Origin of the sequence: Cellulomonas sp. HZM, from assembly GCF_000708885.1 — a bacterium.
GTDB lineage: Bacteria > Actinomycetota > Actinomycetes > Actinomycetales > Cellulomonadaceae > Cellulomonas.
Window position 1 is genome coordinate 204,875 of record NZ_JEOE01000001.1, and the last position, 23,042, is coordinate 227,916.

The 23,042-nt window shown below is 71.9% G+C and carries 19 protein-coding genes; 9 read left to right on the forward strand and 10 right to left on the reverse strand.

Translation table 11 applies throughout. From position 1 onward, the window contains the following. Positions 1 to 292: 292 nt before the first annotated feature. From tkt to AW16_RS0101080, 6 genes are all read left to right on the forward strand, one after another. Positions 293 to 2,470, forward strand: a complete 2,178-nt coding sequence (tkt, locus tag AW16_RS0101055) for a transketolase (RefSeq protein WP_029287378.1) — start codon at positions 293 to 295, stop codon at positions 2,468 to 2,470. Positions 2,471 to 2,573: 103 nt separating this feature from the next. Beyond that, positions 2,574 to 3,695, forward strand: coding sequence for a transaldolase (gene tal / locus AW16_RS0101060; protein ID WP_029287379.1), 1,122 nt, complete (start codon positions 2,574 to 2,576; stop codon positions 3,693 to 3,695). Then, positions 3,692 to 5,233 (forward strand): glucose-6-phosphate dehydrogenase, encoded by a 1,542-nt coding sequence (gene zwf / locus AW16_RS0101065; protein WP_029287381.1) that lies wholly within the window; start codon positions 3,692 to 3,694, stop codon positions 5,231 to 5,233. The genes tal and zwf overlap by 4 nt, the downstream gene beginning before the upstream one ends. Further along, a complete protein-coding gene (locus AW16_RS0101070) occupies positions 5,230 to 6,141 on the forward strand; it encodes a glucose-6-phosphate dehydrogenase assembly protein OpcA (protein ID WP_029287383.1) in 912 nt (303 codons plus the stop codon). The genes zwf and AW16_RS0101070 overlap by 4 nt, the downstream gene beginning before the upstream one ends. Then, complete coding sequence (gene pgl, locus AW16_RS0101075; protein WP_029287385.1) at positions 6,138 to 6,896, forward strand: 6-phosphogluconolactonase; 759 nt, start codon at positions 6,138 to 6,140, stop codon at positions 6,894 to 6,896. The genes AW16_RS0101070 and pgl overlap by 4 nt, the downstream gene beginning before the upstream one ends. Continuing rightward, the gene (locus tag AW16_RS0101080) at positions 6,893 to 7,561 is read left to right on the forward strand and encodes an O-methyltransferase (protein WP_029287387.1); all 669 of its coding nucleotides are present in this window, start codon (positions 6,893 to 6,895) and stop codon (positions 7,559 to 7,561) included. The genes pgl and AW16_RS0101080 overlap by 4 nt, the downstream gene beginning before the upstream one ends. An 82-nt stretch (positions 7,562 to 7,643) precedes the next feature. Here the strand turns inward: AW16_RS0101080 and AW16_RS0101085 are convergent, their stop codons facing one another. The 9 genes from AW16_RS0101085 to uvrC all read right to left on the reverse strand — a co-directional run bounded on the left by AW16_RS0101085 (position 7,644) and on the right by uvrC (position 16,925). Continuing rightward, positions 7,644 to 7,991 carry an RNA polymerase-binding protein RbpA gene (locus AW16_RS0101085; protein WP_029287389.1) on the reverse strand — a complete coding sequence of 116 codons (348 nt, stop codon included), beginning with the start codon at positions 7,989 to 7,991 and terminating at the stop codon, positions 7,644 to 7,646. A gap of 7 nt (positions 7,992 to 7,998) precedes the next feature. After that, the gene (secG, locus tag AW16_RS0101090) at positions 7,999 to 8,241 is read right to left on the reverse strand and encodes a preprotein translocase subunit SecG (RefSeq protein WP_029287391.1); all 243 of its coding nucleotides are present in this window, start codon (positions 8,239 to 8,241) and stop codon (positions 7,999 to 8,001) included. Positions 8,242 to 8,459: 218 nt separating this feature from the next. Beyond that, positions 8,460 to 9,254: a triose-phosphate isomerase gene (tpiA, locus tag AW16_RS0101095; RefSeq protein ID WP_029287393.1), complete on the reverse strand. Its 795-nt coding sequence runs from the start codon at positions 9,252 to 9,254 to the stop codon at positions 8,460 to 8,462. Positions 9,255 to 9,257: 3 nt separating this feature from the next. Next, positions 9,258 to 10,457 carry a phosphoglycerate kinase gene (gene pgk, locus AW16_RS0101100; protein WP_029287395.1) on the reverse strand — a complete coding sequence of 400 codons (1,200 nt, stop codon included), beginning with the start codon at positions 10,455 to 10,457 and terminating at the stop codon, positions 9,258 to 9,260. Positions 10,458 to 10,571: 114 nt separating this feature from the next. Next, positions 10,572 to 11,576, reverse strand: a complete 1,005-nt coding sequence (gap, locus tag AW16_RS0101105) for a type I glyceraldehyde-3-phosphate dehydrogenase (RefSeq protein ID WP_029287397.1) — start codon at positions 11,574 to 11,576, stop codon at positions 10,572 to 10,574. 258 nt (positions 11,577 to 11,834) lie between these two features. After that, complete coding sequence (gene whiA, locus AW16_RS0101110) at positions 11,835 to 12,815, reverse strand: DNA-binding protein WhiA (protein WP_029287399.1); 981 nt, start codon at positions 12,813 to 12,815, stop codon at positions 11,835 to 11,837. A gap of 40 nt (positions 12,816 to 12,855) precedes the next feature. Further along, positions 12,856 to 13,866, reverse strand: coding sequence for a uridine diphosphate-N-acetylglucosamine-binding protein YvcK (yvcK, locus tag AW16_RS0101115; RefSeq protein ID WP_029287401.1), 1,011 nt, complete (start codon positions 13,864 to 13,866; stop codon positions 12,856 to 12,858). Then, positions 13,863 to 14,822: an RNase adapter RapZ gene (gene rapZ / locus AW16_RS0101120; RefSeq protein WP_029287403.1), complete on the reverse strand. Its 960-nt coding sequence runs from the start codon at positions 14,820 to 14,822 to the stop codon at positions 13,863 to 13,865. The genes yvcK and rapZ overlap by 4 nt, the downstream gene beginning before the upstream one ends. A gap of 78 nt (positions 14,823 to 14,900) precedes the next feature. Further along, complete coding sequence (gene uvrC, locus AW16_RS0101125; protein ID WP_029287405.1) at positions 14,901 to 16,925, reverse strand: excinuclease ABC subunit UvrC; 2,025 nt, start codon at positions 16,923 to 16,925, stop codon at positions 14,901 to 14,903. Between the two features lie 67 nt (positions 16,926 to 16,992). Here uvrC and AW16_RS0101130 point away from each other — a divergent pair, with 67 nt between their 5' ends. Beyond that, the gene (locus AW16_RS0101130) at positions 16,993 to 17,490 is read left to right on the forward strand and encodes an OsmC family protein (protein WP_029287407.1); all 498 of its coding nucleotides are present in this window, start codon (positions 16,993 to 16,995) and stop codon (positions 17,488 to 17,490) included. A gap of 23 nt (positions 17,491 to 17,513) precedes the next feature. On the opposite strand, the gene uvrA is transcribed toward AW16_RS0101130, so the two are convergent. Next, positions 17,514 to 20,405, reverse strand: coding sequence for an excinuclease ABC subunit UvrA (gene uvrA / locus AW16_RS0101135; protein WP_029287409.1), 2,892 nt, complete (start codon positions 20,403 to 20,405; stop codon positions 17,514 to 17,516). A gap of 70 nt (positions 20,406 to 20,475) precedes the next feature. Here uvrA and AW16_RS0101140 point away from each other — a divergent pair, with 70 nt between their 5' ends. Both AW16_RS0101140 and AW16_RS0101145 read left to right on the forward strand, forming a co-directional pair. Further along, complete coding sequence (locus AW16_RS0101140; RefSeq protein ID WP_081861384.1) at positions 20,476 to 22,323, forward strand: glycoside hydrolase family 15 protein; 1,848 nt, start codon at positions 20,476 to 20,478, stop codon at positions 22,321 to 22,323. Further along, positions 22,320 to 23,027, forward strand: coding sequence for an MBL fold metallo-hydrolase (locus tag AW16_RS0101145; protein WP_029287413.1), 708 nt, complete (start codon positions 22,320 to 22,322; stop codon positions 23,025 to 23,027). Before AW16_RS0101140 ends, AW16_RS0101145 begins: the two co-directional genes overlap by 4 nt. Positions 23,028 to 23,042 lie beyond the last annotated feature (15 nt).

Genomic DNA, 23,042 nt, shown 5'->3' on the forward strand with positions numbered 1-23,042 from the left:
GGGGAATGTCGCGCTGCCATGCTACGGCCTGCCGGTCCCCCGGCACCCGAGCCACGGGCCTTTCGACCCTTTCGCGCGTGTGAGATCTGTCGCTCGCCGCGGCGGTGGTCACGACCGGCGGACCCGGCCACCTGCGCTATAGGCTCGACGGGCACGGTCCGACGACCACCGCGCTCACCCTTGGCAGGACTCTCCTGGGCAGGCGAGGCGCGGGCCGGCCCGGCGTCCTCCAGGGCGCCGATGACGTCCGACACGACACCCGGCCACGGTGCGCGGGTGGGAATGAGGTGCGGTGAACGCGAAGGCTCCCCTCGCGGAGACGGTCGGCTGGTCCGAGCTGGACTTCAAGGCGGTGGACACGGTGCGTGTCCTGGCCGCGGACGCGGTCGAGAAGGTGGGCAACGGCCACCCCGGCACGGCCATCAGCCTCGCCCCGGTGGCGTACCTGCTCTACCAGAACGTGCTGCGGCACGACCCGAAGGACCCGCACTGGCTCGGCCGCGACCGCTTCGTGCTGTCCGCGGGCCACTCGTGCCTCACGCAGTACATCCAGCTCTACCTGGGCGGCTTCGGCCTCGAGCTCGAGGACCTGCAGGCGCTGCGGACGTGGGGCTCCAAGACCCCGGGCCACCCGGAGTACAAGCACACGTCCGGTGTCGAGATCACGACCGGACCGCTGGGCCAGGGCCTCGCGTCGTCCGTCGGCTTCGCGATGGCCCAGCGCCGGGAGCGCGCGCTGCTCGACCCGGACGCGGCGCCGGGCACGAGCCCGTTCGACCACTACACGTACGTGATCGCCTCCGACGGCGACCTGCAGGAGGGCGTCACGAGCGAGGCCTCGTCGATCGCCGGCACGCAGGAGCTCGGCAACCTCATCGTGCTCTGGGACGACAACCACATCTCGATCGAGGGCGACACGCAGATCGCGTTCACCGAGGACGTGCTCGCGCGCTACGAGGCGTACGGCTGGCACGTCCAGTTCGTCGACTGGACCGCGGGAGCCACCTCGGAGGCGGACTACCGCGAGGACGTCGACGCGCTGCTCGCGGCGATCGAGGCCGCGAAGGCCGTGACCGACAAGCCGTCGTTCATCGGGGTCCGGACGCTCATCGCGTGGCCCACCCCGGGCAAGACGAACGAGCACTCCGCGCACGGCTCCAAGCTGGGCACCGAGGCGGTCCGCGGGCTCAAGGAGGCCGTCGGCTTCGACCCCGACAAGACCTTCGACGTCGCCCCCGAGGTCATCGCGCACACGCGCTCGCTGGCCGACCGCGCCGCGCAGGACCGGGCGGCGTGGCAGGAGCAGCTCGACGCGTGGGCCGCCGCGAACCCGGAGCGCAAGGCGCTGCTCGACCGCCTCGTCGCGAACGAGCTGCCCGACGGCTGGGAGGACGCGCTGCCGGTGTTCCCGGCCGGCAAGGCCGTCGCGACGCGCGCGGCGTCCGGTGAGGTGCTGTCCGCGATCGCCGACGAGCTCCCCGAGCTGTGGGGTGGCTCCGCGGACCTGGCCGGGTCCAACAACACGACGATGAAGGGCGCGGCGTCGTTCATCCCGGCGAAGCGCTCGACGCACGAGTTCGCGGGCGACGAGCTGGGGCGCACGCTGCACTTCGGCATCCGCGAGCACGCGATGGGCGCGATCCTGTCGGGCATCACCCTGCACGGGCTCACGCGTGCCTACGGCGGCACGTTCCTGCAGTTCGCGGACTACATGCGCGGATCGGTGCGGCTCGCCTCGCTCATGGGTGTGCCGTCGGTCTACGTGTGGACCCACGACTCGATCGGCCTCGGCGAGGACGGACCGACGCACCAGCCGGTCGAGCACCTCACCGCGCTGCGCGCCATCCCCGGCCTGTCCGTGGTGCGTCCCGCCGACGCGAACGAGACCGCCCAGGCCTGGAAGGCGGTGCTCGAGCACCGCGACGGCCCGGTCGGCCTCATCCTCACGCGCCAGAACGTGCCCACGTTCCCGCGCGAGGAGGACGGCTACGCGTCCGCCGAGGGCGTCGCGCGCGGTGCGTACGTGCTGCTCGAGGCGAGCAGCGGGACGCCGGACGTGATCCTCGTCGGCACGGGATCCGAGGTGCAGCTCGCCGTCGCGGCGCGCGAGACGCTCGAAGCCGCGGGCGTCGCGACCCGTGTGGTCTCGGCACCGTGCCTCGAGTGGTTCGCCGCGCAGGACGAGTCGTACCGCGAGCAGGTGCTCCCGTCGTCGGTCCGGGCTCGCGTCTCGGTCGAGGCAGGCATCGCGATGTCGTGGCACAAGATCGTCGGCGACGCCGGCCGGAGCGTGTCGCTCGAGCACTTCGGTGCGTCGGCGGACTACGAGACGCTCTACCGCGAGTTCGGCATCACGGCCGATGCCGTCGTCGCCGCCGCGCACGAGTCGATCGCCGCTGCAGGCGACGCGGCGCCGTCCTCGTCGGCCGCGGCACCCACCGCGACCGGGACGGGCGACCAGCAGGGCTGACCCCGCGGTGGGGTGCCGCGGCGACGTCCGCGGCACCCCACCGCACCTTCGACCAGCAGGACGTCCCACCGTCTGGACATCAGCAGGGAAAGAGGGAACCACCATGGCAGCGAGCAGCACTCCCCTGGGCCGGCTGAGCGACGCGGGTGTCGCCGTCTGGCTCGACGACCTGTCGCGCGAACGGCTGCGCTCGGGCAACCTCGCCGAGCTCGTCGAGCGCGGTGTCGTCGGCGTGACGACGAACCCCACGATCTTCGCGTCCGCGATCTCGCACGGCGACGCGTACGACGAGCAGCTGCGCGAGCTCGCGGCGCAGGGTGTCGACGTCGACGACGCGGTCTTCCGCATCACGACCGACGACGTGCGTGCCGCCGCGGACGTGCTCCGCCCCGTCTACGACCGGACGGACACGCAGGACGGCCGCGTGTCGATCGAGGTCGACCCCCGCCTCGCGCGTGACACCGACGCGACCATCGCCTCCGCCAAGAGCCTGTGGTCGACCGTCGACCGGCCGAACGTGTTCATCAAGATCCCCGCGACGCGCGAGGGTCTCCCGGCCATCACGGCGGTGCTGGCCGAGGGCATCAGCGTCAACGTCACCCTGATCTTCTCGATCGAGCGTTACGGCGAGGTCCTGGACGCGTTCCAGGCCGGCCTCGAGCAGGCTCGCGACGCGGGCCACGACCTCGCGCCCATCGCGTCGGTGGCGTCGTTCTTCGTGTCGCGCGTCGACACCGCGATCGACCCCCGCCTCGACGAGATCGGTACCCCCGAGGCCGCCGGTCTGCGCGGCACGGCCGCGATCGCCAACGCGCGCCTCGCGTACGGCCTGTACCAGGAGACCGTCGCGACGGACCGGTGGAAGGCGCTCGCCGCAGCCGGAGCACACCCGCAGCGCCCGCTGTGGGCGTCCACCGGCGTCAAGGACAAGGCGTACCCCGACACGCTGTACGTCGACGAGCTCGTCGTCGCCGGCACCGTCAACACCATGCCGGAGGCGACGCTCGAGGCTGTCGCGGATCACGGCGGCGACGGCAGCGACACGGTGACCGGCACGCAGGACGCCGCCGCCGAGGTCATCGAACGGCTGCGGGGTGTCGGCATCGACATCGACGAGGTCACCGAACATCTGGAGGTCGAGGGCGTGAGCAAGTTCGACGCGAGCTGGGAGCAGCTCCTGGGCAAGGTCGCCGAGGGCCTGTCCGGCGCCGCGGACGCCCGGTGAGCCCCGCCAAGGTCGCAGCGGGCCAGAACCCGCTGCGCGACCCGCGCGACAGGCGGCTCCCCCGCATCGCGGGTCCGTCCGGTCTCGTCATCTTCGGTGTCACGGGCGACCTCGCCCGCAAGAAGCTGATGCCCGCGGTGTACGACCTCACGAACCGGGGCCTGCTGCCTCCGGGGTTCGCGCTCACGGGGTTCGCGCGCCGCGACTGGGCCGACCAGGACTTCGCGCAGATCGTGCACGACTCGGTCAAGGAGTACGCGCGCACGCCGTTCCGCGAGGCCACGTGGCGCCAGCTCTCCGAGGGCATCCGGTTCGTCCAGGGCACGTTCGACGACGACGACGCGTTCGACCGCCTGCGCCAGACCGTCGAGGAGCTCGACGTCTCGCGCGGGACGGGCGGGAACCACGCGTTCTACCTGTCGATCCCGCCGAGCTCGTTCCCCGTGGTGTGCGAGCAGCTCGCCCGCTCGGGCCTGTCGCGCCCGTCGGACGGGACGTGGCGGCGTGTGGTCATCGAGAAGCCGTTCGGCCACGACCTCGAGAGCGCGCGTGAGCTCCAGAAGATCGTCTCGAGCGTGTTCCGGCCCGACGACATCTTCCGGATCGACCACTACCTCGGCAAGGAGACCGTCCAGAACCTGCTGGCGCTGCGCTTCGCGAACCAGATGTTCGAGCCGATCTGGAACGCGAACTACGTCGACCACGTGCAGATCACGATGGCCGAGGACATCGGCATCGGCGGCCGCGCCGGGTACTACGACGGCATCGGCGCGGCGCGCGACGTCATCCAGAACCACCTGCTGCAGCTCCTGGCGCTGACGGCGATGGAGGAGCCGGTCTCGTTCTCCGCGCACGACCTGCGGGCCGAGAAGGTCAAGGCGCTGTCGGCCGTGCGGCTGCCGCGCGACCTCGGACGGCACACCGCCCGCGGGCAGTACACCGAGGGCTGGCAGGCGGGCGAGAAGGTGATCGGCTACTCGCAGGAGGAGGGCTTCAACCCGAGCTCGACGACCGAGACCTTCGCCGCGATCCGGGTCGACATCGACACGCGCCGCTGGGCGGGCGTCCCGTTCTACCTGCGCACCGGAAAGCGCCTCGGCAAGCGGGTCACCGAGATCGCCGTCGTCTTCAAGAAGGCGCCGCACCTGCCCTTCGAGTCCACGGCCACCGAGGAGCTGGGCAAGAACGCGCTCGTCATCCGCGTGCAGCCGGACGAGGGCGTGACGCTCCGGTTCGGCGCCAAGGTGCCGGGCACGGCCATGGAGGTCCGGGACGTCACGATGGACTTCGGCTACGGCCACGCGTTCACCGAGGCCTCCCCCGAGGCGTACGAGCGGCTCATCCTCGACGTCCTGCTGGGCGACCCGCCGCTGTTCCCGCAGAACGACGAGGTCGAGCTGTCCTGGAAGATCCTCGACCCGGTGATCAGCTACTGGGCCGCCCACGGCAAGCCCGACGAGTACCGCGCCGGCACGTGGGGCCCCGCCTCGGCCGACGAGATGATGGCCCGCGACGGACGCACCTGGAGGCTTCCGTGATCATCGACATGCCCGACACCAACACGCGCGACGTCGCGAAGCGCCTCCTGCGCGAGCGCGACGAGGGCGGTGCCGTCGCGCTCGGCCGCGTCCTGACGCTCATCATCGACACGGGCGGCCACGACCCCGAGCACGCGATCGAGGCCGCGAACGACGCGAGCCGCGAGCACCCGTGCCGCGTCATCCTCATCACCGAGGGCACCGGCTCCGCGGGTCTCGACGCGCAGATCCGCCTCGGTGGCGACGCCGGCGCGAGCGAGGTCATCATCCTGCGCCCGTCGCGCGAGGTCGAGAAGCACCTCGACACCCTCGTCATGCCGCTGCTCCTGCCGGACGCCCCGATCGTCGCGTGGTGGCCGTACGAGCCGCCGCCCGTGCCGTCGGAGCACCCGCTCGGTCGGATGGCTCAGCGCCGCATCACCGACACGTCACGCGCTGCGAAGCCCGGACCGGCGCTGCGCAAGCTCGCCGCGTCCTACGTCGAGGGCGACACCGACCTCTCGTGGACGCGGGACACGCTGTGGCGGGGGCTCATCGCGGCGACGCTCGACCAGCCGCCGTACGAGCCGGTGCGCCGTGCCGTGGTCGCGGGCGAGAGCACGCACACGTCGGTCGACATGATGGCGGCGTGGCTCGCACAGGCGCTCAAGTGCCCCGTGGAGGTCGAGCGCATCCCGGACGCGCCCGCGATCGTGCAGGTGAAGCTCGAACGCGGCAGCGGGGACATCGTCCTCGACCGCCCCGACGGCAAGACGGCGGCGCTCTCGCAGCCCGACCAGCCCGAGCACCGCATCGCGTTGCCCATCCGGCACCTGCGTGAGTGCCTGGCCGAGGAGCTGCGCAGGCTCGACCCCGACGAGGTGTACGGCGAGGTGCTGACGAAGGGCCTCGCGAAGGTCGTCTCGTGACCCGCGACGTCGTCGTCCACCCCGACGCGCACGTGCTCGCCGCGGCGGCCGCCGCGCGCCTGCTGACCACCCTCGTCGACGCACAGTCGCACCGTGCCCCGGTGCACGTCGTCCTCACCGGAGGGACCGTCGGCATCGCCACGCTCGCCCAGGTCGCGGCATCCCCCGTGCGAGAGGCGGTGGACTGGTCGCAGGTCCACCTGTGGTGGGGCGACGAGCGCTTCGTCCCGGACGGGGACGCCGACCGCAACGAGACGCAGGCCCGGGCGGCCCTCCTCGACGCGCTGGGAGACGCGCTGCCCGCGCAGAACGTACACGCCGTGCCCGCGCTCTCGGACGCGGTGCCGACGCCCGAGGCCTCGGCGGCTGCCTACGCGGACGCGCTGGGCCGGTACGCGGACGACGGCGCGCTCGTGCCCGCGTTCGACGTGCTGCTGCTCGGCATGGGGCCCGACGGGCACGTCGCGTCGCTGTTCCCGGGCCACGAGGCGCTCGGCACGCACGGCGTCGCGACCGTGGGCGTGCACGGCTCCCCCAAGCCGCCGCCGCTGCGCGTCTCGCTCACGTTCGAGGCGATCCGCTCCGCCCGCGAGGTCTGGGTCGTGGCCGCAGGTGCGGAGAAGTCGGCGGCGGTCGCGTCCGCGCTGTCGGCCGCCCCGGTGACGACGACCCCGGCTGCAGGTGCGACCGGGACGTCTCGGACGCTCTGGCTCGTCGACGTGGCCGCGGCCGCGGACCTTCCCGCGTCGCCGTGACGGACCTCGCGCTCTGGCGCTCGGTCGACGACTACTTCGGGGTCGTGTCCCCCGAGCCCGTCGACATCGCGGGCGCACGCCGCCGCGCCGAGGACGCCGGCCTGCCGGACATCGCCGTCGCGCCGAACCAAGGCGCTCTGCTCGAGCTCCTCGCGCGGATCGCGGGAGCCTCACGGATCCTCGAGATCGGGACGCTCGGCGGCTACAGCACGCTGTGGCTCGCACGAGCGCTCCCGCCGGACGGGGAGCTCGTCACGCTCGAGCTCGACCCCACGCACGCCGCGGTGGCACGCCGGAGCTTCGACGCAGCCGGCGAGTCGGCTCGCGTGACACTCCTCGAGGGGCCCGCGCTCGACAGCCTCGACACCCTCGTGGCCGCCGGGACGACGCCGTTCGACCTCGTTTTCGTCGACGCCGACAAGCAGAACCTCGCGCCGTACGTCGAACGCGCGCTCACGCTCTCGCGACCGGGCACCGTGATCGTGGTGGACAACGTCGTGCGTCAAGGTGCGGTCGTCGACGCCGACCACCCCGACGGGCGGGTGCAGGGCGTGCGACGACTGGTCGAGCTGCTCGAGGGCCATCCGCGCCTCGACGCGACCGTCGTGCAGACGGTCGGCACCAAGGGGCACGACGGCTTCGCGCTGCTCCGCGTCCGGGGATGAGCGAAGGGCGCGACCGTCGTCGGTCACGCCCTTCTGGCGGTGCTCGGCACCCGCGCTCGGTGGCGCAGGCATCTCGGTACGGTCAGCCGCCGCGGCGGGAACGCAGCGCGGCGAGCGCCTCGTCGAGGATCGCGGCCCCGTCCTCGTCGGACCTGCGCTCCTTCACGTAGGCGAGGTGCGTCTTGTACGGCTCGTTGCGCGAGGGCGACGGCGGGTTGGCCTGGTCCTGCCCGGCCGGGAAGCCGCAGCGTGGGCAGTCCCACGTCACGGGAGCCTCCTCGGCCGCCTCCTCGGCGAAGCTGGGCCTCGTCTCGTGCCCGTTGGCGCACCAGTAGGAGATCCAGATGCGGGGCGCGGCGTCCCCGCGCTCCGCCTCACCCATGGGTCCGGCTCCGACGCGCGAACCCCGGATCGCGCTTCCGCTCGCCACGGCCGGCTCAGCTCGTCGACTCGATGAGGCCGAGCAGGACGATGATGGCCGTCCACACGAGCGCGACACCGACCGTGATGCGGTTCAGGTTGCGCTCCGCGACGCCCGAGCTTCCGGCGCTGCTGGTGATGCCGCCGCCGAACATGTCCGACAGGCCACCGCCCTTGCCCTTGTGCAGCAGGACGAGCGGGATGAGCAGGAGGCTGGTGAGCACCAGCAGCACCTGCAGGGAGATCTTCAGGGCAGTCACGGCGGTGTCTGTTTCCTTCGGCAGCGATCCAGGGGCGTCTCGGGCGGTGCCCGGGACGTGCGACCCGGTGGTGATGTACGACACCGGGCCGCTACAGGGTAGGCGACGTCGGCGGCTCGCGGCCACATCGTCCGCCCGGCGGGTCCGACGAGACACCCGTGCGGGGGCTCACCGGGACCCGCCGAGCTGGTCGACGTGGTCCTGCGCAGCTCAGTCGGTCAGAGCCCGACTGCGTGCGACTGGTAGCGCGCGATCTTGGCGAACTCCTCGGGGTCGAGGCTCGCGCCGCCGACGAGCGCGCCGTCGACGTCGGGCTTCGCCATGATCGAGGCGACGTTCGACGACTTGACCGAGCCTCCGTACAGGACACGCACCGCGTCGGCGGTCTCCTGGTCGTACAGCTCCGCGATCTGACCGCGGATCGCCGCGGCGAGCTCCTGCGCGTCCTCGGGCGTCGCCGTCTCCCCCGTGCCGATGGCCCACACCGGCTCGTAGGCGACGACGACCTCGCGCACCTGCTCGGCCGTGAGGTCCGCGAGAGCGCCCTCGAGCTGGAGCAGCGTGTGCCGCACGTGGGCCGCGGCGCGGCGCGTGTCGAGGTCCTCGCCCACGCACAGGATCGGCTTGAGGCCGGCACCGAGCGCGCTCTTGACCTTGGCGTTGACCAGCCGGTCGTCCTCGGCGTGGTACTCACGGCGCTCCGAGTGGCCCACCGCGACGTACGTGACGCCGAGCTTGGCGAGGAACTCCGGGGAGATCTCGCCCGTGTACGCGCCCGACGAGTGCGCCGAGACGTCCTGGGCGCCGTACACGATCTCGAGCTTGTCGGCGTCCACCAGCGTCTGCACGCTGCGCAGGTCGGTGAACGGCGGCAGGATCGCGACCTCGACCGCGCCGAAGTCGTGCTTGGCGTCCTTGAGCGTCCAGGCCAGCTTCTGCACCGTCTGGATCGCCTGCTGGTGGTCCAGGTTCATCTTCCAGTTGCCCGCCATGAGCGGGGTACGCGTCGCCACGTGTCAGTCCTCCAGAACCGCGATGCCGGGGAGGGTCTTGCCCTCCAGGAACTCCAGGCTGGCGCCGCCGCCCGTCGAGATGTGACCGAACTTCGACTCGTCGAAGCCCAGGATGCGCACGGCAGCGGCCGAGTCGCCACCACCGACGATCGTGAAGCCGCCGGCGGCGCCGGCGTCGATCAGCGCCTGCGCGACGGCCTTCGTGCCGCCCGCGAACGCCTCGAACTCGAACACGCCCGCCGGGCCGTTCCACACGACGGTCTTCGCGTCGACGATCTTCGAGGCGAACAGCTTCTCCGACTCGGGGCCGATGTCGAGCCCGATCTTGCCGTCGGGGATCTGGTCCGCGGGGACGACGGCGACCGGGGTGTCCGCGGCGAACGAGTCGCCCACGCGGATGTCCACGGGAAGCACGATCTCCACGCCGTCCTTCTCGGCCTGCGCGAGGTAGCCCTTGACCGTGTCGACCTGGTCGGCCTCGAGCAGAGAGCTGCCGACGGAGTACCCCTTGGCAGCCAGGAAGGTGAAGAGCATGCCACCGCCGATGACCAGACGGTCCGCCTTGGTCAGCAGGTTCGAGATGACGCCCAGCTTGTCCGAGACCTTCGACCCGCCGAGCACCACCACGTACGGGCGCGCGGGGTCCTCGGTCGCCTTCTTGAGCGACTCGACCTCGTTGAGCACCAGCTTGCCCACGGCGTGCGGGAGCTTGAGGGCGACGTCGTACACGGACGCCTGCTTGCGGTGCACGACTCCGAAGCCGTCGGACACGAACACGTCGGCCAGGCCCGCGAGGTCGTCGGCCAGCGCGCCGCGCTCGGCGTCGTCCTTGCTGGTCTCGCGCGGGTCGAAGCGGATGTTCTCCAGCAGCGCGATCTCGCCGTCGCCGAGCGCCGCGACCGTCTCGTGCGCCGACTCGCCGATCGTGTCCTTCGCGAGCGCGACGGGCTTGCCGAGCAGCTCGGAAAGCCGCGCGGCGACGGGGGCGAGCGAGTACTTGTCCTCGGGCGCGCCCTTGGGGCGGCCCAGGTGCGCGGTCACGACGACGCGCGCGCCCGCGTCGAGCAGCGCCGTCAGCGTCGGCAGCGCCGCGCGCACGCGGCCGTCGTCGGTGATCGTCGTGCCGTCGAGCGGGACGTTGAAGTCGGAGCGGACGAGCACGCGCTTGTCGCGCAGGTCGCCCAGGTCCTCGATGGTCTTCATGGTTCTCCTAGCGGACGAGCTCAGGAAAGGGGGCTCACACGACGACGTCCGCGGGCGCCGGGCCGACGGCCGGGGCGCACGCGGACGTCCATCGTGTGCTGGGTCAGGCAGACGTCAGAGACGCTCGCCCACGTACTGCGTCAGCGCGACGAGGCTGTTGGAGTAGCCCCACTCGTTGTCGTACCAGGAGACGACCTTGACCAGGTCGCCGCTCACCTTGGTGAGCTTCGAGTCGAAGATGCTCTGGTGCGGGTTCGTCACGATGTCGCTCGAGACGATCTCGTCCTCGACGTACTCCAGGATGCCCTTGAGCGGGCCCTCGGCCGCGGCCTTGACCGCCGCGTTGACCTCGTCGACCGAGACCTCCTTGGAGGCGGTGAACGTGAGGTCGGTCGCCGAGCCGGTGATGGTCGGCACTCGCAGGGCGTAGCCGTCCAGCTTGCCCTTGAGCTCCGGCAGCACGAGCGCGACGGCCTTGGCGGCGCCGGTCGACGTCGGGACGATGTTCTGCGCCGCGGCGCGCGCACGACGCAGGTCCTTGTGCGGGCCGTCCTGCAGGTTCTGGTCGCCCGTGTACGCGTGGATCGTGGTCATGAGGCCACGCTCGATGCCGATCGCGTCGTTGAGCGCCTTCGCCAGCGGGGCGAGGCAGTTGGTGGTGCACGACGCGTTCGAGATCACGTGCTGCGTCGCCGGGTCGTACAGCTCGTGGTTCACGCCGACGACGAACGTGCCGTCCTCGTTCTTGGCGGGAGCCGAGATGATGACCTTCTTCGCGCCGGCGTCGATGTGCGCCTTCGCCTTGGTGGCGTCCGTGAAGAAGCCGGTCGACTCGATCACGATGTCCGCGCCGAGCTCGGCCCAGGGCAGGTCTGCCGGGTTGCGCTCCTCGAGGGCACGGATCTTCTTGCCGTCGACGATGATGTTCTCGTCGTCGTGGCTGACGCTCAGCGGGAAGCGGCCGAGCACCGTGTCGTACTTGAGCAGGTGCGCGAGCGTCGCGTTGTCCGTCAGGTCGTTGACGCCGACGATCTCGATGTCCGCGCCGGACGCGACGATGGCCCGGTAGAAGTTACGACCGATGCGGCCGAAGCCGTTGATGCCGACCTTGATGGTCACTTGCCCTCCTCGGCAGCGCCGACGGGGTCGGCGCACACAATTGGTGGTGGGTACTCGCACGCCGGTGTGCGTCCGGTGTGTCGATGGACCTTCCCGCACCGAGTCGTGCCCGGCGTGTGACGGTCCTGTGACGTCCGGATGACACGACCCTATACCCGTGACGCAGGCCACTGATGCGCACGAAGGTCCTAGACCCCGCTCCGTCCACGTGCTGGACGCGAGCGAGACCAGAGCCCCGGCGACCCCTCGACAGGGGCCTCAGAGGTCGAGCAGGTCCGGGCTGAGGCCGGCCTCGGTGTCCGGGATCCCGAGCTCGGCAGCCTTCTTGTCTGCCGTCGCCAGCAGGCGACGGATGCGGCCCGCGACGGCGTCCTTCGTCAGCGGCGGGTCGGCGAGCTTGCCGAGCTCCTCGAGGGACGCCTCCTTGTGCTGCAGGCGCAGCTCCCCCGCCTCACGCAGGTGCTCGGGCAGGTCCTCCGCGAGGATCTCGAACGCCCGCTCGACGCGGGCACCCGCGGCGACCGCCGCGCGCGCCGAGCGACGCAGGTTCGCGTCGTCGAAGTTGGCGAGACGGTTCGCCGTCCCCCGGACCTCGCGCCGCACGCGCCGCTCCTCCCAGACGAGCATCGTGTCGTGGGCGCCCAGTCGCGCGAGCATCGCGCTGATCGCGTCGCCGTCGCGGATCACCACCCGGTCGACCCCGCGCACCTCGCGCGCCTTGGCAGCGATCCCCATGCGACGAGCCGCGCCGACGAGAGCGAGCGCCGCCTCCGGGCCCGGGCAGGTGACCTCGAGCGCCGACGACCGGCCCGGCTCGGTGAGCGAGCCGTGCGCCAGGAACGCTCCGCGCCACGCCGCCTCGGCGTCCGCCATGCCGCCCGAGACGACCTGCGGCGGGAGCCCGCGCACGGGCCGGCCGCGGTTGTCGAGCAGACCGGTCTGCCGGGCGAGCGACTCGCCCTCACGGACGACGCGCACGACGTAGTGGCTGCTGCGGCGCAGCCCACCTCCCGCGACGACGATGATCTCGCTCTCGTGCCCGTAGACCTCGAGGATCGCCTGGCGCAGGCGCCGGGCGGCGATCGCGGTGTCGAGCTCGGCCTCGATGACGATGCGGCCCGAGATGATGTGCAGCCCGCCCGCGAACCTGAGCGTCGCGGAGACCTCGGCCTTGCGGCTCGAGGTCTTGTCCACCTTGAGACGGGCGAGCTCGTCCTTCACCTGTGCCGTCAACGCCATGCGGGTCATCCTGCCAGGTCCCCAGGCGCCACGTGGCGGGTCAGCGGGACCGGTCGACGTCGCCCCACGTCCCGTCGACGACGTCCCGGTACGCTGCGGCCAGACGCAACGGGTCGTGCATCGGCGTGCCGTCGCCACGGCCCACCTGACGCAGGAGCAGCGCCGACCCGAGCGACTCGCACCGTCGAGCGAGGCCCGCGACGTCGTCGACCGCGGCCGGGTCCGCGAGGACCGCGTGCACGCGCAGGTCGGGTGCGTGCGCGTGCAGGACCTCGAGATAGTCCTCGGCGTGCATCCCGGCGGTCTCGCCGTGCTCCTCGGGTGCGAGGTTGAGGGTGACGATCGTGCGTGCCGTGGTCTCGTGCAGCGCCTCCCGCAGCCCGGGGAGCAGCAGGTGCGGCAGGACGGACGTGTACCAGGACCCCGGCCCGAGAACGACCCAGTCGGCGTCCAGCACGGCGTCGACCGCCTCCGAGCACGCGCCCGCGCCGTCCGGTACGAGGCGCACGTGCTCGATGGCGTCGGTCGTGAGCGCGACGGCCGCCTGACCGCGCACGACGTCCACGCTGCCGTCGGGGCGGCGCACGTCCGCCTCGATCGACAACGGGACGTCCGACATCGGCAGCACACGCCCCCGTGCGCCGAGCAGCCGTCCCACCCAGTCGAGGCCCGCGACGGGATCGCCCAGCAGCTCCCAGAGCGCGACGATCAGCAGGTTCCCCACGGCGTGCCGGTCGAGGTCTCCCGACGACGAGAAGCGGTGCTGCAGGACGTCGCGCCACGTGCGGCCCCAGTCGGTGTCGTCGCACAGCGCCGCGAGCGCCATCCGCAGGTCGCCGGGCGGCAGCACGCCCAGCTCGTCGCGCAGCCGGCCCGACGAGCCGCCGTCGTCGGCCACCGTCACGACCGCCGTGATGTGGTCCGTCATGAGCCGCAGCGCCGACAGGCTCGACGACAGCCCGTGACCGCCTCCCAGCGCGACCACGCGCGGCGCGGCCCCCGCGCGCGCCCGCGTCACCGGCCGCCGCTCACGTCCCGGAGGCGTGCTCATTCCTTGCCGAGATCGCGGGCGGCCACCGACACGAGGTGGCCCGCGTCGCGCAGCCGGCCCGCGATGGCCTCGCTCACCGCGACCGAGCGGTGCTTGCCCCCCGTGCACCCCACCGCGATCGTCACGTAGCGCTTCTCCTCGTTGAGGTACCCCGCGAGCACCGGCTCGAGCGCGCTCACGTAACGGTCGATGAACTGCTGCGCGCCGGGCAGCCCGAGCACGTAGTCACGTACGGGCGCATCACGCCCGCTGAGGTGGCGGAGCTCGGTGATCCAGTACGGGTTCGCGAGGAACCGCATGTCCACGACGTGGTCGGCATCGAGCGGGATGCCGTACTTGAAGCCGAAGGAGACGACCGTGACGCGCAGCTGCTCGTCGGTCTCGCCGGCGACCGTCGCGCGCACCTGGCGAGCCAGGTCGTGGACGTTGAGCTCCGAGGTGTCGATGATCGTGTCGGCTCGCTCCCGGATGTCCGCGAGCACGAGCCGCTCCTCGGCGATCCCGTCAAGGATCCGCCCGTCCCCCTGCAGCGGGTGCGGCCGGCGCACCTGCTCGTAACGACGCACGAGCACCTCGTCGGACGCGTCGAGGAACAGGACGCGGTACTCGACGCCCGCGTCCCGCATGTCCGAGATCACCTGCGCGAGGTTGCTGAAGAACCCCCGGCCACGCACGTCGATCACCGCGGCGACACGCTGCGCGCGAGACTCGTGCGGTCCCGTGGTGAGGAGCCCGACGAGGTGCTGCAGCATCTGCGCGGGCAGGTTGTCGACGACGTACCAGTCGAGGTCCTCGAGGACCGCCGCAGCTCGGGTGCGTCCCGCGCCGGACATGCCCGTGATGATGAGCACCTGGGGCGCGTTCACGCGCGGGAGCTCGGTCGCTGCGTCGAGCGCGGGGATCCCGGTCGGCACGGTCATGGGCGAGGGCTCGGCGGGCTGCGGCGTGTCGCTCATGCGTCCAGCATGCCAGGCGAGCGCGGCGAGCCGAGGGCGCGCGCCGCGCCGACGCCGCGATGTCGATCGACGTTCACGTCACGCGCGAGCCGCGTCTGCGGCGTCGACGCCCACGGCACCCGCACTCGCGCCGGGCGCCTCGCCGGTCCCGGTGCCCGCGAGTGCGGCGACGACGGCAGCGGCCGTGCGGTCGCCCATCCCGGGAACCGTCGCGATCTCCTCGACGGAGGCGGCGCGGAGTCGCTTGACCGACCCGAAGTGCCGCAGCAGCGCAGCCTGCCGAGCGGGTCCGAGCCCCGGCACGTCGTCGAGCACCGACGTCGTCATGCCCTTGCTCCGCCGCTTGCGGTGCGCGGTGATCGCGAACCGGTGCGCCTCGTCGCGCACGCGTTGCAGCAGGTACAGGCCCTGCGAGCTGCGCGGGAGGATCACCGGGTGGTCGTCGCCCGGGACCCACACCTCCTCGAGGCGCTTGGCGAGGCCGCACAGCGCGACGTCGTCGATGCCGAGCTCCGCGAGCGCCGCTGCGGCAGCGGCGACCTGCGGCGGTCCACCGTCGACGACCACCAGGTTCGGAGGGTAGGCGAAGCGGACCGGCTTGCCCGTGCGTTCGTCGATCGGGCCCGACCGGGGCCGGTCGTCGTCAGACCAGTCGTCGGCGCCGAGCTCGACGTCGCGGGCATCCGACCGCTCGCTCAGGTACCGCCGGAATCGGCGCGTGATGACCTCGTGCATGGCAGCCGTGTCGTCCCGCGCGCCTTGCCCCTCGGGTCCGCGCACGCTGAACAGCCGATACTCGCTCTTGCGCGGCAGGCCGTCCTCGAAGACGACCATCGACGCGGACTGGAACGTCCCCTGGTTGTGCGACACGTCGTAGCACTCGATCCGCAGCGGCGCCGACGTCAGGTCGAGCGCCTCCTGGATCTCCTGCAGCGCCTGGCTGCGCGTCGTCAGGTCGCCCGCACGGCGCGTGCGGTGCAGCACCAGCGCGTGCTCGGCGTTCTTGCGCACGGTCTGGGCGAGCTCACGCTTGTCACCACGCTGCGGGACCCGCACCTGCACGCGCGAGCCGCGCATGCCGCTCAGCCAGTCCTGCACCTGCTCGACGTCCGGAGGCAGCACGGGGACCAGCACCTCGCGCGGCACGGACGCGCCGTCGCCTGCCTCGTCGGCGCCGTACACCTGCTGCAGCAGGTGCTCGACGAGCGCGCCGTCGTCGACGTCCTCGACCTTCTCGACGACCCATCCACGCTGGCCACGGATGCGACCGTCCCGCACGTGGAAGACCTGGACCGCGGCCTCGAGCTCGTCGCCCGCGAGCGCGAAGATGTCGGCGTCCGTGCCGTCGGCGAGCACGACGGCGTTGCGCTCGGTCGCCTTCTCGAGCGTCTGGACGTCGTCCCGGAGGCGTGCCGCGCGCTCGTAGTCCAGCTCCGAGGCGGCCTCTTTCATCCGCGCGGTGAGTCGGCGCGTGAAACGCGCCGTGTCCCCCGCCATGAAGTCGCAGAAGTCCTGCGCGAGCTGGTGGTGGTCGTCCGCCGAGATGCGGCCCACGCACGGCGCCGAGCACTTGTCGATGTATCCGAGCAGGCACGGGCGTCCCTGCTGCGCGGCGCGCTTGAAGACCCCCGACGAGCACGTGCGCACCGGGAAGACGCGCAGCAGCAGGTCGACCGTCTCCCGGATCGCCCACGCGTGCGCGTACGGACCGAAGTACCGCGTGCCCCGACGCTTCGCCCCCCGCATCACCTGCACGCGCGGGAACTCGTCGGCCATCGTCACGGCGAGGTACGGGTACGACTTGTCGTCCCGGTACTTCACGTTGAACCGCGGGTCGAACTCCTTGATCCACGAGTACTCGAGCGCGAGCGCGGCCACCTCGGTCGGGACGACCGTCCACTCGACCGCCGCCGCCGTCGTGACCATCTGGAACGTCCGCGGGTGCAGGCCCGCGGGGTCCTGGAAGTAGCTGCTCAGGCGCTGGCGCAGGCTCTTCGCCTTGCCGACGTACACGACCCGGCCGTGCTCGTCCCGGAACCGGTAGACGCCCGGCTCGTCGGGGATCTCCCCCGGCGCGGGGCGGTACGTGGACGGGTCGGCCATGACGACGAGCCTAGTTCGCCCCTCCGACACGACGTGCCCCGCAGGCCGGCTCCGCTAGCGTGGGCGGATGGCGATGCTGCACTCGTACTCGGTGGACCTGAGCTGGACCGGCGCCGGGGCGCAGGGCACGACGACCTACACGTCGTATGGCCGCGACCACGTGCTGACCTCGGGCGACAAGCCTCCGCTCGCCGGCACGTCGGACCCCGGGTTCCGCGGCGATCCCGCGCGGTGGTCGCCCGAGGACCTCCTCGTCGCCTCGCTCTCGCAGTGCCACATGCTGTGGCTGCTCCACCTCGCGGCGACCGCGGGCGTGGTCGTCGTCGGGTACGAGGACGCCGCGTCCGGCACGATGCGCATCGAGTCCGCCGGGCACGGTCAGTTCGTCGAGGTCGTGCTGCGTCCTCGCGTCGTCGTGACGGGCGCAGCGGCCAAGGACGGCACGGCCGTCACCGACGCCACGCTCGACGACCTGCACCACCGTGCGCACGAGCACTGCTTCATCGCCCGGTCGGTCAACTTCCCGGTCCGGGTCGAGCCCGCTCCCCTGCGCATCGCCGGCTGAGCTGCGCCCGCGCACGCGCCGCGTCACGCCGAGGCCCGCTCGACCTCCGGCTCGAGCACCTCGGCGAGGAAGCGACCCGTGTGGCTCGCGTCGACCCCCGCGACGTGCTCCGGCGTGCCCTCGGCGATCACCTGACCGCCGCCCGAGCCGCCCTCCGGACCCATGTCGACGACCCAGTCGGCGTTCTTGATGACGTCGAGGTTGTGCTCGATGACGATCACCGAGTTGCCCTTGTCGACGAGCGACTGCAGCACCCCGAGCAGCTTGCGGATGTCCTCGAAGTGCAGCCCCGTCGTGGGCTCGTCGAGCACGTAGACCGTGCGGCCCGTGGACCGCCGCTGCAGCTCGGCAGCCAGCTTGACGCGCTGCGCCTCTCCCCCGGACAGCGTAGGGGCCGGCTGCCCGAGCCGGACGTAGCCCAGCCCCACGTCCACCAGCGTGGTCAGGTGCCGGGCGATCGCTGGGACCGCAGCGAAGAACTCCGCAGCCTCCTCGATCGGCATCGCCAGGACGTCCGCGACGGTCTTGCCCTTGAAGTGCACCTCGAGCGTCTCGCGGTTGTAGCGCGCACCGTGGCACACCTCGCACGGCACGTAGACGTCGGGCAGGAAGTTCATCTCGATCTTGAGCGTGCCGTCACCCGAGCACGCCTCGCAGCGGCCGCCCTTGACGTTGAACGAGAACCGACCGGGCGTGTAGCCGCGCACCTTGGCCTCGGTGGTCTCCGCGAACAGGCGGCGCACGTGGTCCCACACGCCCGTGTAGGTCGCGGGGTTGGAGCGCGGCGTGCGACCGATCGGGCCCTGGTCGACGTGCACCACCTTGTCGAGGTGCTCGAGACCGGTCACGCGCTTGTGCCTGCCGGCGACCTGCCGGGCGCCGTTCAGCTCGTTCGCCATGACCGTGTACAGGATCGAGTTCACGAGCGTCGACTTGCCCGACCCGGAGACGCCCGTCACGGCGGTCAGGGTGCCGAGCGGGAAGGACACGTCGATGCCGCGCAGGTTGTGCTCGCGCGCTCCCACCACCGTGACCTTGCGCTTCGGGTCGACGGGCCGACGGGTCGGCGGCATCGGGATCGAGCGGCGACCCGAGAGGTAGGCGCCCGTGACGCTCTCCTTGGACGACAGCAGTCCCGCGAGATCGCCCGAGTGCACGACCTTGCCGCCGTGCTCGCCCGCCCCGGGGCCGATGTCGACGATCCAGTCCGCCGTGCGGATCGTGTCCTCGTCGTGCTCGACGACGATGAGCGTGTTGCCCAGGTCCCGCAGGCGCGTGAGCGTGTCGATGAGCCGACGGTTGTCCCGCTGGTGAAGGCCGATCGACGGCTCGTCGAGCACGTACAGCACGCCGACGAGGCCCGAGCCGATCTGCGTCGCGAGCCGGATGCGCTGCGCCTCGCCGCCGGACAGCGTCGCGGCGGGGCGCATGAGCGAGAGGTAGTCGAGCCCCACGTCGAGCAGGAACCCGAGTCGGGCCTGGATCTCCTTGAGCACCTGCGCAGCGATCGCCTTCTCGCGCTCGCCCAGCTCGAGCGAGTCGAGGAAGTCGCGGGCCTCGCGGATCGGCAGCGCGCAGACCTCGGCGATCGAGTGGCCGCCGACGCGCACGGCGAGCACCTCGGGCTTGAGCCGCGCGCCCTCGCACACCGGGCACGGGACCTCGCGCATGTAGGCCTCGTACTTCTCCTTGCTCCACTCCGAGTCGGTCTCGCCGTGGCGCCGTTCGAGGAACGTCACGACCCCCTCGAAGCCCGTCGAGTACTGCCGCTCACGGCCCCACCGGTTCTTGTACCGGACCTTGACCTCGTGGTCCTTGCCGTACAGCACCGCGTCCTTGGCACGCTGCGGGAGCGCACGCCACGGCACCGACGTCGAGAACCCCATCTCGTCCGCGAGGCCGGTGAGCACGCGCGCGAAGTACTCGCTCGAGATCTGCGCCCACGGCGCGACCGCGCCCTGGTCGAGCGAGAGCTCGTCGTCGGGGATCACCAGGTCCGGGTCCACCTCGAGCCGCGAGCCGATGCCCGTGCACTCGGGGCACGCGCCGTACGGCGCGTTGAACGAGAACGTGCGGGGCTCGATCTCGTCGAGCGTGAGCACGTGGTCGTTGGGGCACGCGCGGTTCTCCGAGAAGCGACGCTCGCGCTCGGGGTCGTCGACGTCCGCGTCGACCAGCTCGATCACGAGCAGGCCCCCGGCCAGACCGAGCGCCGTCTCGACCGAGTCCGTGAGCCGACGCTGCACCCCCTCGCGCGAGACCAGGCGGTCCACGACCACCTCGATGTCGTGCTTGAGCTTCTTCTCGAGCGTCGGCGGAGAGGTCAGCTGGACGACCTCGCCGTCGACGCGGGCACGTGCGAAGCCCTTGCCCTGGAGCTCGGTGAACAGGTCCGCGTACTCACCCTTGCGGCCGCGCACCACGGGGGCGAGCACCTGGTAGCGCGTCCCCTCGGGCAGCTCGAGCAGACGGTCGACGATCTGCTGCGGGGTCTGGGCCGTGACGCGCTCTCCGCACACCGGGCAGAACTGCGTCCCCGCGCGCGCGAACAGCAGGCGCAGGTAGTCGTACACCTCGGTGATCGTGCCGACCGTCGACCGCGGGTTGCGGTTGGTCGACTTCTGGTCGATCGACACCGCGGGCGAGAGCCCCTCGATGAAGTCGACGTCCGGCTTGTCCATCTGTCCCAGGAACTGGCGCGCGTACGCGGACAGCGACTCGACGTACCGTCGCTGACCCTCGGCGAAGATCGTGTCGAACGCCAGCGACGACTTGCCCGAGCCGGACAGCCCGGTGAACACGATGAGTCGGTCACGCGGAAGATCGAGGTCGACGTTGCGGAGGTTGTGCTCCCGGGCGCCCTGCACCACCAGACGGTCGTTCACGCCGACGAGTGTACGTTCCACCACCGACATTCGCACAGCTGTTCGACGAGAGCGAACACGGCGTGCCGCACGAGCGCGGACACGCGATGCTGTCAGGACCATGGAGCCGATCGCCGACTACGCCGTCCTCGGGGACGGCCGCACCGCTGCCCTCGTCTCGCTGCACGGGTCCGTCGACTGGATGTGCCTGCCGGGCTTCGACAGCGCCGCCTGCTTCGCCGCGCTGCTGGGGACCGCCGACAACGGCCGGTGGGTCCTGACCGTCCCGGACGCGACCGACGTGACCCGCACGTACGACGGCGACTCGTTCGTCCTCGAGACGCGCTACGTGTCCCCCACCGGCGAGGCCCTCGTGCGGGAGACCATGCCGCTCGGCGACGGCCGTGCCGACCTCGTGCGCCGCATCGAGTGCACCCGCGGGCACGTCGACGTCGAGCACGAGTGGGTCGTGCGGTTCGGGTACGGAGCGATCGAGCCGTGGGTCAACCACGTCGTCGGCGCCGACGGCGAGGAGGCCATCCGGGCGATCGCCGGTCCCGACGCGCTGCTGCTGCGCGGCGACCGACTCCCCCAGGCGTCCGACCACCGCCACCGGGACGAGTTCCGCCTCGACGAGGGCGAGGCGGTCGAGCTCGCGGTCACGTGGACGCCCTCGTGGGTCGAGGTGCCCGAGCGGCTCACGATCACCGACCGCATCGACGCGACGCGCATCGCCTGGGGGCTGTGGGCGCGCAGCAGCCCGTACGAGGGCTCCTACCGCGAGGCGGTGGTCCGCTCGCTGCTCGTGCTGCGCCTCCTGACCGACATCGAGACGGGCGGCATCGTCGCCGCGGTGACGACCTCGCTGCCCGAGGACTTCGGCGGGGAACGCAACTGGGACTACCGCTACTGCTGGCTCCGGGACGCCGCGATGACACTCGAGGCGTTGCTCGAGCACGGGTTCCGCGACGAGGCGACCCAGTGGCGCGACTGGCTCCTGCGGGCCGTCGCGGGCGACCCTGCGGACCTGAGGATCATGTACCGCGTCGACGGCGGTCGTGACCTCGACGAGCGCGAGCTCGACCACCTCCCCGGGTACGCGGGCTCCCGCCCCGTGCGCATCGGTAACGCGGCGGCGGGGCAGGTGCAGCACGACGTGCTCGGCGAGGTGATGTGCGCGCTCGCGATGGCTCGCGAGGGCGGCCTCGAGGAGACCGCGGACTCGTGGTCGCTGCAGCGGCACCTGGTCGAGGACCTGGTCGACCACTGGCGCGAGCCCGACCGCGGGATCTGGGAGGTGCGCGGCGAGCCGCAGCACTTCACCCACTCGAAGGTCATGGCCTGGGCGGCCTTCGACCGAGCGGTGCGCGCGGTCGAGCGGTACGGTCTCGACGGCCCGGTCGACCGCTGGCGCGAGGCGCGTGACGCCGTGCGGGCGGACGTCATGGAGCACGCGTGGGACGACGAGCGCCAGACGTTCGTGCAGTCGTACTCGGCGCGCCACACCGACGCGGCGCTCCTGCAGATGGTGCAGGTGGGCTTCCTGCCGGGCGACGACCCGCGTCTCGCGTCCACCATCGCGGTGATCCGCGACGAGCTCGAGATCGCCCCCGGCCTGCTGCGCCGCTACCGCACGGAGCGCACGGACGACGGGGTCTCGGGCGACGAGCACGGGTTCCTGGCGTGCTCGTTCTGGCTCGCCGACGCGCTCGCCCGCACAGGCGACGTGGACGGCGCGACGGCGGTGCTCGACGAGCTCGTGGGACTTGCCAACGACGTCGGGCTGCTGAGCGAGCAGTACGACCCGGTCGGCCGACGCATGGCCGGCAACCTGCCCCAGGCGCTCTCGCACCTCGCGCTCGTGCGAGCGGTGCGCAGCCACGACCTCGCGTCCCGCGGCCGCCCGTGCGACGAGCGCCTCGATCCCGACGACCCGGATCCCGCCCGCGGGCAGAAGGAGGACCGATGACCTACGCCGGATCCGTGCAGGCGGGCGGCGGCACCGGGCTGCGCGTCCTCGACGAGGTCGAGATCCGCAAGCGCGAGGTCGGTACGGCACGCAACAACGCATACCTGCTGACGTGCCGGCACGACGGCGCGCAGGTCCTGGTCGACGCGGCCGCCGATCCCGAGGCTGTCGTCGACCTCATCCGCGAGGGGTCCGGGGCGACGCGTCTCGACGTCGTCGTGACCACGCACCGCCACCGCGACCACCTGGGCGCGCTCAGGTCCGTCGTCGCGGTCACGGGCGCGGCGACCGCGGCGGGAGCCGACGACGCGGACGAGATCGCGGAGACCGCCGACGTCCCGGTCACCCAGCGGCTCCACGACGGCGACACCCTCACGTTCGGGCACGTCACGCTCGAGGTCGTCGCGCTCCGTGGGCACACGCCGGGCTCGGTGGCGCTCGCCTACCGCGAGCCGACGGACGTGCACGAGCCCGAGGCGGTCGCCGGGCGTGTGCACCTGTTCACGGGCGACTCGCTGTTCCCCGGCGGCGTGGGAGCGACCCGGGGCGATGCCGATGCTTTCGCCCAGCTCTACGACGACGTGGTCCAGCGCGTCTTCGACCGACTCGGCGACGAGACGTGGGTGTACCCCGGCCACGGCGACGACACGACGCTCGGCGCCGAGCGTCCTCATCTGCAGGAGTGGCACGACCGGGGCTGGTGAGAGGCCGGTGCGAGG